The organism is Bradyrhizobium sp. SSBR45G (assembly GCF_030159255.1).
GTDB lineage: Bacteria > Pseudomonadota > Alphaproteobacteria > Rhizobiales > Xanthobacteraceae > Bradyrhizobium.
This window is the reverse complement of the sequence record NZ_BSCT01000002.1, coordinates 162,856-175,730: the sequence shown is the minus strand read 5'-3', so window position 1 is coordinate 175,730 and position 12,875 is coordinate 162,856. Positions and strand designations below refer to the sequence as shown.

At 64.8% G+C, this 12,875-nt stretch carries 9 protein-coding genes; 4 read left to right on the top strand and 5 right to left on the bottom strand.

Going from position 1 to position 12,875, the window contains the following annotated elements:
- Positions 1–65: 65 nt before the first annotated feature.
- The gene (locus tag QQL87_RS03750; RefSeq protein ID WP_284418699.1) at positions 66–836 is read right to left on the bottom strand and encodes a gamma-glutamyl-gamma-aminobutyrate hydrolase family protein; all 771 of its coding nucleotides are present in this window, start codon (positions 834–836) and stop codon (positions 66–68) included.
- Between the two features lie 238 nt (positions 837–1,074).
- Between QQL87_RS03750 and QQL87_RS03745 the strand changes: the two genes are divergently transcribed.
- Together QQL87_RS03745 and QQL87_RS03740 are read left to right on the top strand one after the other, a co-directional pair.
- Positions 1,075–2,220 carry an AI-2E family transporter gene (locus tag QQL87_RS03745; RefSeq protein WP_284418698.1) on the top strand — a complete coding sequence of 382 codons (1,146 nt, stop codon included), beginning with the start codon at positions 1,075–1,077 and terminating at the stop codon, positions 2,218–2,220.
- Positions 2,221–2,548: 328 nt separating this feature from the next.
- Positions 2,549–4,765, top strand: coding sequence for a hypothetical protein (locus QQL87_RS03740; RefSeq protein WP_284418697.1), 2,217 nt, complete (start codon positions 2,549–2,551; stop codon positions 4,763–4,765).
- Positions 4,766–5,172: 407 nt separating this feature from the next.
- Here the strand turns inward: QQL87_RS03740 and QQL87_RS03735 are convergent, their stop codons facing one another.
- Entirely contained in the window at positions 5,173–6,342 is a 1,170-nt protein-coding gene (locus tag QQL87_RS03735) for a M20 aminoacylase family protein (RefSeq protein ID WP_284418696.1), read from the bottom strand.
- A 486-nt stretch (positions 6,343–6,828) separates the two neighbouring features.
- Between QQL87_RS03735 and QQL87_RS03730 the strand changes: the two genes are divergently transcribed.
- On the top strand, positions 6,829–8,109 hold the full coding sequence (locus QQL87_RS03730; RefSeq protein ID WP_284418695.1) for an MFS transporter: 1,281 nt from the start codon (positions 6,829–6,831) through the stop codon (positions 8,107–8,109).
- A 5-nt stretch (positions 8,110–8,114) separates the two neighbouring features.
- On the opposite strand, the gene QQL87_RS03725 is transcribed toward QQL87_RS03730, so the two are convergent.
- The 3 genes from QQL87_RS03725 to QQL87_RS03715 all read right to left on the bottom strand — a co-directional run bounded on the left by QQL87_RS03725 (position 8,115) and on the right by QQL87_RS03715 (position 10,306).
- Positions 8,115–8,678, bottom strand: coding sequence for an HD domain-containing protein (locus QQL87_RS03725; RefSeq protein WP_284418693.1), 564 nt, complete (start codon positions 8,676–8,678; stop codon positions 8,115–8,117).
- Positions 8,679–8,709: 31 nt separating this feature from the next.
- Positions 8,710–9,012: an antibiotic biosynthesis monooxygenase family protein gene (locus QQL87_RS03720; protein ID WP_284418692.1), complete on the bottom strand. Its 303-nt coding sequence runs from the start codon at positions 9,010–9,012 to the stop codon at positions 8,710–8,712.
- A 67-nt stretch (positions 9,013–9,079) separates the two neighbouring features.
- On the bottom strand, positions 9,080–10,306 hold the full coding sequence (locus tag QQL87_RS03715) for a GGDEF domain-containing protein (protein ID WP_284418690.1): 1,227 nt from the start codon (positions 10,304–10,306) through the stop codon (positions 9,080–9,082).
- Positions 10,307–10,693: 387 nt separating this feature from the next.
- Here QQL87_RS03715 and QQL87_RS03710 point away from each other — a divergent pair, with 387 nt between their 5' ends.
- Positions 10,694–12,784, top strand: coding sequence for a LamG-like jellyroll fold domain-containing protein (locus QQL87_RS03710; protein ID WP_284418688.1), 2,091 nt, complete (start codon positions 10,694–10,696; stop codon positions 12,782–12,784).
- The last annotated feature ends 91 nt before the right edge of the window (positions 12,785–12,875 follow it).

The following is a 12,875-nucleotide window of genomic DNA, read 5'->3' as shown; positions in this document are numbered from 1 at the left end:
CGAGCTCACGATGAGCCGTCTCTGCAGTTTCGTCTGCCACGCAGGAAATCGGGTTCATCCCGACGTCAGGACGACAGCCGTCGCTTCCTCACCGCCTCACCGAACGCCTCGAACAGCTTGCGGTTGATCGGGTTCTTCTGCGGGTCGTACTCGGCATGCCACTGAACACCGAGCGCGAAGCTCGGCGCTTCGGCGATGCGGATGGCCTCGATGGTGCCGTCCTCGGCGATGCCCTCGATGACGACGCGGTCGCCGGGTTCGAGGATGCCCTGGCCGTGCAGCGAGTTCACCTTGATGCTGTCACAGCCCAGGATGGTGGCGAAGGCGCCGCCCGGCGTCAGCTTCACCTCATGGCGGTCGGCGAACACCACCGTGGGATCGGGGTGGATCTCGCCGTTCTCCAGCCTGGGCATGCGGTGGTTCATGCGGCCGGGGATCTCGCGGATCTCCGGATGCAGCGAGCCGCCGAAGGCGACATTCATCTCCTGCAGGCCGCGGCAGATGCCGAACAGCGGAATGCCCCTGGCGACGCAGGCCTCCGACAGCTGCAGCGCGACCTCGTCGCGGTGGACGTCGTAAGGCTCATGCTTGAGGCTCGGCTCGGTGTTGAAACGGGTCGGGTGCACGTTGGCGCGGGCGCCGGTCAGCACCACGCCATCGACGATATCGAGCAGCGCGCCAATGTCGGTGATCTCGGGAACGCCGGCAAACATCAGCGGCAGCGCGCCCGCCACCTCGGCCACGGCGCTGAGATTGCGCTCGCCCACCATCTGCACGGTGAACCTGTTCTCGACGCGATGGCTGTTGCCGATCACGCCGACCACGGGACGTTTCATGCCCTCTTTTCCGTTTCTCCACCCATGCGCTGCTCTAGCACTGAGACTGGCGACACAAGAAGGCACAAATCATGCCCGCGTCGCAAAGCCGGATCAATATATCACCGCGCGGGTCGCCAATGCCAATTCCGGACAACCCCGCGCCTGTCCTCTTGGAGACGCGATCCCCCAACCCCGCGCTTGATCCGGCAGCGGTTTTCGCCAATGTGTGGGGGCCGATCAGCACAGAGGACGAGCCATGACCGCCCCCGCAGACCCGCGCCTCCAGGCCCGCAGCGACCTGGCCTGGGCCATTGCCGTGGGCGGCATCGGCGTCATCCTGTTCATGGCCCTGCTGGCCTTCAGCTGGTATTACGCGGCCGCGATCTTCCTTTTGTTCTCGGGCATGCTGCTCGGCGTCGCGCTCAATGCGATGACCAGCCTGCTCGGGCGCGTGCTGCCCTGGCCGCATCCGGCACGGCTCGCCATCGTCTGCGTGGCCCTTGCCGCCGTGCTGGTCGGCATCGTCTTCCTCGGCGGCACCACCATCGCCGACCAGGCCAAGGTGCTGAGCGACACGATCAAGTCGCAGCTCGGCAACATCAAGGGCTTCCTCGACCGCAACGGCATCGACACCAGCTTCTTCGACTTCAACGCCGCCAGCACAGCCACCGCGCCGCCCGATGGCGGCTCGACCACGCCGACCCAGCCGTCGCACAGCCTGCCCGGCGGCCTGCCATCGCCGAGCGCGCTGGCCTCGTCGGGCGGCGCCATCGTCAGCCAGACCTTCAAGCTGCTGCTGGGCACCGTGAGCGCCGTCGGCAACTTCTTCATCGTGCTGTTCCTGGGGCTGGCCTTCGCGGCCCAGCCCGCGGTGTATCGCAGCGGGCTGTTGTTCCTGGCGCCGGCAAAGTACCGCGACCAGGCCACCGTGATCGTCGACCGCATCAGCTATACGCTGGAACGCTGGCTGATCGCCCAGATCACCACGATGTTCGCGGTGTTCGCCGTCACCTGGATCGGGCTCGCGATCATCGGTGTGCAGAGCTCGTTCATCCTCGGCATCCAGGCCGGCCTGCTGGCGTTCATCCCGACCGTCGGCGCCATCATCGCCGGCGTCATCGTAGTGCTGGCGAGCCTCGCCTCGGGCTGGGTCGCCGCGGTCTCTGCCTTCGTACTGTTCCTCGGCGTGCACGCGATGGAGAGCTATGTGCTGACGCCGCTGATCCAGCGTCAGGCGCTGGACATCCCGCCAGCCACGCTGTTCGCAGTCCAGATCCTGCTCGGCATCGTGTTCGGCGTCTGGGGGCTGACACTGGCGCTGCCGCTGATGGCGATCGCCAAGGTCATGATCGACTATTTCAAGAGCGACCGCAGCACCGAGGATGCGGCGGCCGCGATCTGACATCCTCCGGCATCCGGCTCGACCACACCTCGACCGAGCACGTTTTCCGAGCGGCATTGGCTCCCATGAAAATCATGGGTTCGTAGCTCCGTTCGCGCATGCCTCGGGCTTTCACATGCAGTCGATTTCTGCTACACGTTTTGGATGCGCAATCGCTTTTGGATCGATCTAGTTGCAGCGCAAACTCATTGTTTCAAGTGCGAAGTTGGTTTCAAATCCAGTTCAGAGCAGCGGCCGGGAAGCCGTCATCCAAGCCGAGCTGATCCAGGCCTGATGTTCGAAAGCCAGCTTCGCTGCGCCATTTTCAAGGGCGCGAGAGGCAAACGCGATGTCGGTTTTCCTGGCTGCAACATTGACCTCGTTTGCGATCTATTGCCTGATCGCCTTCTCGTATCCCAGCTGGGTGGAAGGCTCTCCGGCGCCAGGTCGCATCGGGTGGGGTCTACCGCATTGGCTCGTCAATACATTTCTCGTCGTCATCTGCGTCGTCAGCAGCCTCGCGCTGATCTTCGCGACGTTCCGGGGTCTCCATCCAGGATATAGCCCCGTCTTCGACGCCTTCGACGCGTTCACCGGCCGGCGGGCTCCCTCGCTGCTGCTCGGCGGCATCACTGGCGGCCTGCTCGGAGCATTCGTGTCGCGCGTGCTGCTCCTGGCACCCGGGAGCACCATCGAAGCCCGCGACAAGATCACCGTTGCCCTGCTGGTAGTGTTCTTCGTCCTGGGCATCGGTGGCGAGGAGGCCATTCGGAGCCTCGCGCAGCGCATCAGCAAGGTATCTGCGCTTGGAACGGAGATCGAATTCGCGGACGCATCGAAGTCGGCGTCACGGGCGAACTCGAGAGGCAGCGCATCGACAGCGGCAGTCGGAATAGCAAAAGGCGATGCAGCTGTCGGTCGAAAGACGCTCGGGGTACCCGGATCGTCCTACGGACTGGCGTTCCTGAGCAATCTTGGCGCGATGATCGAACGCGACCGGGCGTACTCCATCATTTCCGTCATGATTAAGCACGGTGACGCACAGGTGGCCGTGGGCTCCACGAAGACGATCGAACAGACACTGAACCAGCCCATGGAGTTTGCCCGCGTCCTGATCGAGCCCTTCGCAGAATGCCTGCAGACATTGCAAGCGCAGACCGGCGACGTCGACTTCGTGAACGATCGTCTGCTCGGGCTGGTCGGTGAGCTCCGAGTCCTGATCTCAAGCAATCCGCCCGACGGCAAGATGGCGATCCGGCTGACCGACTCGTATTTTCGAGAGGCGGACATCCTCGGCCGTTTCATCATGCGCACGACGCTAGGATCAAGAATAGGACGCCCCCCGGAGGAACGAAGCGACCGCGCCAAGGCTATCGGCAAGTCCTGCAACCGCTTCTACTTCCTGCTGTTCGAGGATGCATGCTGGCATGGCTCCGGTGCGCCCGACGAAAAGGCCTGCTGGCAGGCCAAGAAGGAGACGCTGCGAAAGCTCGAGGTCCCAGACGACTGGATCTGGCAGCAATCGGGCATTCGAGATTTCTACACCAATTCGGACGATCCGACCTCAGGCAATGTTGGCGCTCTCGATGTGCTCCCAAAGCCGCTTGGGACGAGCGCTGTCAACTACATGCGAGACATGATCTCCGAGTTCGCCAACAAGGGCAGCTATTCCGCACGCCCTTACAGCTCAATTATCTATGCGAGCATCATGGCGCAGGTCGGCCGCTACGAGGCCGCACTGGTGGAGTTGGACCGCTGGCTGCAGCTGGCCGACAGTAAAACTCGCAACGGCTGGTACGCGGTTCGTGCTCGGAATACCTTGTCCATATTGACCGAAGAATGGTTGCGGCGACCATCCACCAGCGTGCCGACGGTGCTGCGCCAGTATCACATCAACAACAACGAGGAAGTCGCTTCTCTCATCCGCAAGCTTCTGCATATGGAAGCGTTCCGCAGCAAGCATGCGATATTGCCGGAGCCCTTGGAGAAGTCGGGCTTTAGCAGCAGGCCGCAGGAACATCAGCCCTGTCAAAGGTCAATTGGCGAGCCATGGGACGATTTGAGTTTCGAGCAAATGCAGCGGGCATTCGCTACCTACGTCACGGCCCAGCTAATCGTGGCGCAGCACGCTCTGCTTCACCCGGGCTATCCATCCTTGTATTCACGCGAAGTGGCGAGCGCGCTGAAAGAAATTCTTGGCACGGATCTCTCCTGCGCCGCGATTTCCAACGGCATCGACGGCATCGATCATTGGCGGGCCGAATCCCTGCGCCTCTACGCGCTGATGAAGCTGCGCGATGCCAGCGTGATAGCGGAAACGAAGGGAAAAGACAGCGCCGCCTCGGAGCTACAACTGGGCCTGGATGCCGCTACGCTCGGGTTGGAGATCATCTATCCAAGTGCTCACCGAGATCAGGCATCGATCGACACTGTTGATAGCTCGGCACGCGATGAACCGATCTTCGCCCGCATATTGCCAACCAAAGCCATCGAGACTCTGGAAGAGACGAACCAGGTGCGAGCCCAGCTGATCGATGCGCGACGAGACCTAGCCACTTCAGACTAGGGCGGCGAGTTGGCCGGCGCGGCCTGTGCGATGGCTGTCATCGCAATGAGCGCGAAGACGGCAACCATGAAGAGTTGATACTTGATCGATTGGAGGTTCATGCCATCCTCCTCCAGAGAATGCGAAAGATAGTATGCGCGGATGACGTGAATGCAAGATGAACCGCACGTCGATGGCCTGATTTCTGACTGGGCGCCTGAGTAAACCCCGTGGCGGCCAGATGCCGGAACGCCCGAACAATGACGCCAATCCCTATTTAAGATATTGATATTAAACGGCTTTTTATCGAAGCGGGCTAAATCCCCCGGATACACGGACAGGCGACGGGCTTAATCCGGCACGGGGGGGTCCGCCGGCACACAGGCGGGCAACAAACTCCCAAGAACTGCGTGCCAGCGCCGAGGGGCTCAGCCGGCCGGCATCGCGGTCTCGACGAGCTTGGCCCAATAGCTGATGCCGTGCGGGATCACGTCGTCGTTGAAGTCGTATTCCGGGTGATGCACGCCCGCCCCATCACCGATGCCCATGAAGACGAAGGCGCCGGGACGGGCCTGGAGCATGTAGGCGAAATCCTCGCCGCCGAGCCGGGGCGGCATGTCGGTGATGACCTGATCCGGCCCGACGACGCTGCGCGCGACATCGGCCGCGAACGCCGTCTGCTCCGCATGGTTGACGACGACGGGATAGCCCCACTCGTAGTCGATCTCGACCTCGACGCCCATGCCGCTCGCCATCGCCGTGACGAGGTCCTTGAAGCGCTTGTCCATCAGGCGGCGCACCTCCTCGTCAAGCGTCCGCACCGTGCCGCCGATGACCGCCGTCTGCGGAATGATGTTGTCGGCCGACGTGCCCGCGTGAAACCGCGTGATCGACAGCACCGCGCTCTCGACGGGGTCGACATTGCGCGCCACGATCGTCTGCAGCGCGGTCACGATCTGCGCGCCGGCGATGATCGGATCGACGCACTTGTTCGGTCGCGCGGCATGACCACCGAGCCCCGTCAGCCGCACCTCGAACGTATCAGCGGCCGCCATCACGGCGCCGACGCGGGTCGAGACGTGCCCGAGCGGCAGGCCCGGCGCATTGTGCAGGCCGTAGACCTCCTCGATGCCGAAGCGTTCCATCATGCCGTCATCGACCATGGCGCGGCCACCGGCCCCGCCCTCCTCGGCCGGCTGGAAGATCACGACGGCGGTGCCTGCGAAATTGCGGGTCTCGGCGAGATAGCGCGCCGCGCCAAGCAGCATCGCGGTGTGGCCGTCATGGCCGCAGGCGTGCATCCGGCCGGGAATGGTCGATTTGTGCGGAATGTCCCTGATCTCCTGCAGCGGCAGCGCATCCATGTCGGCGCGCAGGCCGATCACCCGCGATGACGGCTCGCGGCCGCGGATGACGCCGACGACGCCGGTCCGGCCGATGCCGGTGACCACCTCATCGACGCCGAACGAGGTCAGCAGCTCGGCGACACGCGCGGCCGTCCGATGCACCTCGTAGAGCAGTTCGGGGTGCTGGTGGAAGTCACGGCGCCAGACCTTGGCCTCCTCGGCGAGTTCAGCGGCGCGGTTGATGATCGGCATGTCGAAATCCCTGGTCGTGAGCACGGCGCGATTCGGAGGCGAGCTGGAGGCGAATCGGACGAGATGATGAGCGCATGAAGCGCCGCAGCGTCCTCGTTCGACGACGGCGTTCGGTCTCATTGCACGTTGAGCGGTATTGAAATGCAAGCCTCATTCGCTCATGCCATGTTGCGCAGGTTGCATTCCGGCCGCCGATCGGAGGGCCGACTCCACAGCGGTTGCATCGGCCACGACGCCCGGCAGGCTGCGCCGGTATTCTCAGCAGCCTCACTTGAAATGCGCGCGATGCTCTGATCGGATGATGACAATTCGCTCTTGGAGCCGCGGATATCGCCTGATCATCGTCGTCTCCGGACGGTGTGATCGCATGACGGCCGCCGCGCAATTTGAAGACAATCTGCATGCGCCGTTCGGGCCGGGCCACTGTCGCGGCGCGTTCCTGGAATGCGCGCGCAGTCCACATGAATCCGACGGAACAGTTGAGCCATGCCACAACTATCAACCGAGGCGATGCGTCGTCGTGTCGTGGTCTCCTCGACCATCGGCAATGCGCTCGAATGGTTCGACTTCACGGTGTTCGGGCTGTTCGCGGCGGTCATCAGCAAGCAGTTCTTTCCGGCCGACGATCCGATGGCGTCGCTGCTCTCCACCTTCGCGGTCTTCGGCATCGCCTTTGCGGCGCGGCCGCTCGGCGGACTGGTGTTCGGTCTCTATGCCGATCGGCACGGGCGCAAGAAGGCTCTGGTGGTGATGATCACCATGATGGCTTTGGGCACCGGCCTGATCGGCCTCCTGCCGACCTTTGCGTCGATCGGCATTGCCGCGCCGCTGCTGCTGCTGCTGGCGCGCCTGATCCAGGGCTTTTCCGCCGGCGGCGAATTCGGTTCGGCGAGCGCCATGCTGATCGAATTCGCACCGGAGGGCCGCAAGGGTCTCTACGGCTCCTTCCAGACGGTGTCGCAGGCGCTCGCCTTCGCGCTCGGCGCGATGATGGCGGTCACCCTCGGCAAGACGCTGTCGGCTGCGGATTTCGCCAGCTGGGGCTGGCGGGTGCCGTTCATCCTGGGAATCCTGATCGGGCCGGTCGGCTGGTATCTGCGCCGCAGATGCGATGAATCGCCCGAATTTCAGGCCTACGCAGCCGCGAGAGCGGCCAGCGCGGCCACACGCAAAAGCACGCCCCTCGGCCAGCTGTTCGCGGAGCATCCGCGCGAGCTGCTGGCGTCGTTCGGACTGATCGCCGCCGGAACCGCGATCTACTATGTGGGCGGGGTGTTCCTGCCGGCCTATGCCGCGAGCGAGCTGAAGCTGCCGCTCGGCGACGCGCAGCTCGGGCTGCTTGCGGTCAGCCTCGCCAATGTGCCGCTCGGTCTCGCGTCGGGCCTGCTCTCCGACCGCGTCGGCCGGCGGAGCGTGATCGTGCCCGCGCTGCTGCTCTATCCGATCGTCTACTTCGTGCTGTTCAAGCGGCTGGTCGCGGAGCCCTCCGTCGACCATTTGTGGCAGCTGCAGGCCGTCGGCCTGATCCTCGGCGTTCTCGGCGGCGCGGTGCCCGCGTTCATGACCGAGATCTATCCCGTCGGCGTCCGCGCGACCGGGGCGTCGCTGATGTACAATCTCGGCGTGATGCTGTTCGGCGGCCTGGCGCCGTTCATCAATACCTGGCTGGTCCAGGCCACCGGCGACAAATCAGCACCGGTCTACTACATCCTGTTCGCCGCCGCGGTCGGCCTGCTCGGCTTGGCGGTCTATCGAAAAAGGGCGTGAGCGCGTCAGCTCGCCTGAGACTGCGATTGCAGCTCGCGCAGCTCGCGCGCGAGATTGGCGCGGGCCTGCTGGTCGAGCGCGGCGGCAAGATCCTGATCCGGATAGATCACCGGACGGCTGGCAAACCGCTCCAGCACGGCGGCGCGCCCCGCGCGATAGGCCTCATCCGGCACGTCAGCGTATTCGCGCCGGATCGCATGCGCGTAGGCGTCGTAGGTCACCTCGTCGGCGCCGAGAACGGCGAGATCGATGGAGACGAGCAGCGCGCCGCGCCGGTCGCCCGGCGCGACGTCGTGGGTCCGGGTCAGCCGGATCAGGCGTCCGACCTCCTCGCGCATGTCAGGCGCGACATGACGCTCGGCAAGAACAGCGCTCTGCTCCTCATTGTCGGATCGCCGTGGATCATAGACGACATCGTGCCACCAGATCGCCAAGGTCAGGATCTCGCGGTCGCGGGCGCTCAGACCAGCCACACGGTCGAGCCGTGCCAGGCAGTCCTCGATATGGCCGAGGTTGTGATAATGCCGCCCCGCCGCGGTGTACGCGGCGATCAGATCGTCACGGGTCATGGCGCGCTCCGCTGCGGCTTTTTGCAGTGGTTCAGCCGGCAGAGGTCAGCACCGTCTCGGTGTGCTCGACCTCCGGAGGCGATGCAAAATATTGCCCGACAAGGCCGCGCCATTCGGTGAAGTTCTCGGAGCCGCGGAAATCCACCGTGTGGTTCTCCAGCGTCTCCCACTTCACCATGAGACGATAGCGCTGCGGCTTCTCGATCGATTTGTGCAGCTCGAAGCCGTGGAAGCCCTTGGAGCGGCCGAAGGCAGCGCGCGCCTTGGCGACCGCGGCCTCGAAATCCGTCTCCGAGCCGGGCTTGACGTCGATCTGGGCGATTTCCGTGATCATGGTCTGGCGGCCTCCCTGATGTGGAGCGCCTGTCTAGCCCAGACCTCAGGCGAGCGAAAGCCGCGGGTCAGCCGGAGATGACGGCATGGTTGGAGGACGGCGGGGCGGCGGTCGCCGCGGCCGCGCGCTGACGGCGGTAGCGTTCAAGCGACAGCGGCAGCTCGGCGGAGGCCTCGACCCGGTTACGGCCGGAACGCTTGGCCTTGTAGAGCGCGGTGTCGGCAGCGGCGAGCAGCACGTCGAGATCGGTGCCCGCAGGTCCCCCCGCCACCCCGATGCTGACGGTGGTGTCGACCGGCTTGTCCTCGCACACCACGCCCGAGGCGGCGAAGGCTTCGCGGACGCGCTCGGCCGCGACCATCGCCTCCTCGATCGAGCACGGCAGGAGGGCCGCGAACTCCTCGCCACCGATCCGCCCGGACAGATCGGTCAGCCTGAGATTGTTGACCACGGCGGTGGCGAAGATCTTCAGCACCTCGTCGCCCTCGGCATGGCCGAAGCGATCGTTGATCGACTTGAAGTGATCGATGTCGAAGATCAGCACGCTGACCGGCCGCTGCGCCCGCGCTTCGCGTTCGATCAGTTGCGCGCAAGCCTCCGCGAAGCCGCGGCGGTTGAGCAGCCCCGTCAAGGGATCGGTGGTCGCCGCGCGCTTGTGGGCGCTGACGATGCGCTCGGACACCAGCATGAAGATCACGAACACGGTGCCGACCGCGTACAGCACGAGCTCGATCGAGAAGATCGTCACCCAGGCGGCGGCGAAGGCGCCGTCGGACTCGCGCAGCGCGTTGCCGAGCAGGATCGGCAGCATCAGCACGAAGCCGTGCATCGCCGGCACCAGCACTGCAGGCCAGCGCCTGTGCAGCGTGCGGCGCCGCTCCTGCCACAGCTCGGCCGCGGTGAGCGTGGCATAGATCACGACGATGGCTGCGCCGATCGTCAGCCGCAGCGCCTGCGCCGCGGGATCGAGTAGCATGCCGCTCGCGATCCAGACGATCGCGCCGAGCACGAGCCCTGCGAGGCTCGGCGACTTGCCGTGGAACACGCGCGCGGCGGTCCACACCATGGCGGTGGCGATCAGCCCGATCGAGCTCAGGAGCAGCGAGACCACCTCGCCATAGATGTCGGCGACGAGCGTCCACAGCGCGATCGCGGCGGCGCCGAGGATGTAGGCGGCGCCCCACCAGCGCAGCGCCGGCGTATTCTCCTGCCGGCCGAAATGCAGCAACATGGCGCCAAGCAGGGCCGCGACCATCGTCGCTACGATGTCGAGCGTCAGGCTGTCGAGCGCCATCCGTCACCTCAGTTGCTGCGGCAGCGCGGAACTTAGGTTAGCGCGGCCTTATCTCGAGCAGCGTACCGGGTGGCCTGTTCGAAATGGGTTTGCACGCACGCGTCAGTTTTCTGGAAAACTCACATCAACTCGCCGGCAATTTGCCGCGCAGATTCCTGCAAACAGGATTCAATAACGAGAGGCAGGCGAGAGATCTGCGCCCGTCTCGGTTGCGCCCATCGCATCATCTCTCATTAGTAGTTGCACGTCGAGTCGATCAAACCGCCGATTTCGGCGGGTTGCAGCAAAGCCTCACCGAAACGATAAGAAACCTTCTCAAATTTGAGATCATCCCTCCCTAACAGGATGCGGTCGCGGCACGACGTGCCGCTCGAGGGTGGGACGATCATGTCTTTCGAAAACGATTCATCGAACGATAACCACGCCGCAGGCGACGAGTCATCGCGCGAACCGCAGCGCGTCGACCGCCGCACGCTGCTGCGCAACGCCATGGGCGTCTCGGCGCTCGGCCTCGGCGCCGGCCTGCTGCCGGGCCAGGCAGCGCACGCGCATTGGCGCATGCTTCACCACCATCACCGGGTCACCACCAGCTTCGCGCTCGCCGTGCTGCCCGATACGCAATTCTATTCGCGCTATGCGACATCGGAGGAAGGCCAGGCCTATCAGCGCCAATATGGCAGCACGCCCTACCCGGCGCAGACGCAGTTCATCGTCGACAATGCCGCGAAATACCACATCCCGTTCACGATCCATCTCGGCGACGTCGTCGACCAGTCCAAGCATCCGCAGCAATGGGCGGTCGCCGATGCCGCGATGAAGCTCTTGGAAAATGTCGGCCGGCCCTATTCGGTGCTCGCCGGCAATCACGACGTGCTGCAGGCCTTGGAGTTCGAGAGCGCGGCGAGCCAGAGTTCGGGCACCGACGCGCAGCGCGGCGCGTCCGAGCCGTATTTGTCCTGGTTCCCGACCAGCCGCGCCGCGAAGCAGCGGACCTTCCTGGAGCGGCATCCGAGCGGCTGGCACGAAGCGCATGTGTTCCACGCCTGCGGCGTCAGCTTCATGGTGCTGTCGCTATCGTGGCGCGCCTCGGACGACGCGATCGCCTGGGCGCGCAGCATGATCGCGCGCTACCCGATGCTGCCGGTGATCCTCGCCAACCACCAGCTGCTCAACATCGCCAATGACGGCGTCAGCCCGCTGGAAGTCGCCTACGGCCAGTATCTGTGGGACAAGCTGATCCGCAGCAACGACCAGATCTTCATGACGCTCAACGGCCACTATCACGGCGGCGCGCATCTTGTGAAGTTCAACGACTTCCACAATCCCGTGCACGAGATGGTCGTCGACTATCAGATGGCCTATCAGGGCGGCAACGGCCTGATGCGGCTGTACGAGTTCGACTTCACGGCCAACAAGATCGACGTCGCCTCGTTCTCGCCCTGGGTGGTCGAGAAGCCGAAGGACAGCCTGAAGCAGTTCGACCGCGCGTGGCTGACCGAGGACAACCACGCGTTCTCGATTCCCATCGACTTCCAGCGTCGCTTTGCGCGCTTCACCCATTTCTGCCACCTGCCGGCCTTCGCCGGCACGCCGATCCTGCCGCGGGTGAAGGAGGACCTCTACGCCAACTACACCGAGGCGCCCGATCCGGTCGTGGTGCCGCCGGCCAACGCACAGGACTATCCTGTCATCGCCGAGACCGTCGCGCATTGGCGGATCGATGCGACCGCGATCGGCAAGGCCGTCGCCGCCGGCACCGCGCTGGCTGATCTCACCGCCGCCAATCCGATGCAGCGTGCCTCGCTCGCCGGCGCGGCGCAAGTCGCCGACGTCGTCTTCACCACCGACAGGCACCGGCTGTCGTCGGCGCCGGGCAGCGTGCAGTTCCTCAACACCACCCACCAGGGCGCCGGCCGCTTCAGCTGGTTCACCACCGCCGTCAACGCGCCGATCAACGCGGCGACGTTCGCGGCGGGCTACACGGTCGAAGCCTTCATCAAGATCGATCCGAACTGGAAGGCGGCCGACCACGCCTGGTGCAACATCCTGACCCGCTTCGGCAACCGCGGCTGGCTGCCGGGCTATGCCGGCGGCGATCTGGAATCGCCGCCGATCCTGTTCGCGATCTCCAACCTGCGCGAGGTGCAGTGGGAGGTGGTGCCGTCGAGCGCGACCAAGCAGCCGCAGACCGACTGGTCCGGCGAGATCATGCTCGACACCTGGTATCACCTCGCGATCGTCAACGATCCCAGCGACAATTCGACCGTGCTCTATATCGAGGGCGCGCCGGTGGTGCGCAGCGTGATCGGCGGCAACGGTCTTGCCAGCGTCGCGGCGTCGCAGCCCTGGGCGCTCGGCTGCGGCTGGTGGGATCGCGCGCCGTCGGACGGCTTCATCGGCAGCATCGGCGAGGTGCGCGTGGTGGCGAAGCCGCTGGCGCCGAGCCAGTGGCTGACGGCGCGCCGCGCCAGCGCCTGATCAACCCACGCAAATCAACCCACGCAAAACAAAACGGGCGCCCGCGAGGGCGCCCGTTCGTATGGGTAACTGACGGATCCGGCCACAGCCG

What these genes read in the sequence shown, in the direction of transcription:
- QQL87_RS03750 (WP_284418699.1), bottom strand. Translation starts at nt 836, where the DNA reads ATGAAACGTCCCGTGGTCGGCGTGATCGGCAACAGCCATCGCGTCGAG.
- QQL87_RS03745 (WP_284418698.1), top strand. Translation starts at nt 1,075, where the DNA reads ATGACCGCCCCCGCAGACCCGCGCCTCCAGGCCCGCAGCGACCTGGCC.
- QQL87_RS03740 (WP_284418697.1), top strand. Translation starts at nt 2,549, where the DNA reads ATGTCGGTTTTCCTGGCTGCAACATTGACCTCGTTTGCGATCTATTGC.
- QQL87_RS03735 (WP_284418696.1), bottom strand. Translation starts at nt 6,342, where the DNA reads ATGCCGATCATCAACCGCGCCGCTGAACTCGCCGAGGAGGCCAAGGTC.
- QQL87_RS03730 (WP_284418695.1), top strand. Translation starts at nt 6,829, where the DNA reads ATGCCACAACTATCAACCGAGGCGATGCGTCGTCGTGTCGTGGTCTCC.
- QQL87_RS03725 (WP_284418693.1), bottom strand. Translation starts at nt 8,678, where the DNA reads ATGACCCGTGACGATCTGATCGCCGCGTACACCGCGGCGGGGCGGCAT.
- QQL87_RS03720 (WP_284418692.1), bottom strand. Translation starts at nt 9,012, where the DNA reads ATGATCACGGAAATCGCCCAGATCGACGTCAAGCCCGGCTCGGAGACG.
- QQL87_RS03715 (WP_284418690.1), bottom strand. Translation starts at nt 10,306, where the DNA reads ATGGCGCTCGACAGCCTGACGCTCGACATCGTAGCGACGATGGTCGCG.
- QQL87_RS03710 (WP_284418688.1), top strand. Translation starts at nt 10,694, where the DNA reads ATGTCTTTCGAAAACGATTCATCGAACGATAACCACGCCGCAGGCGAC.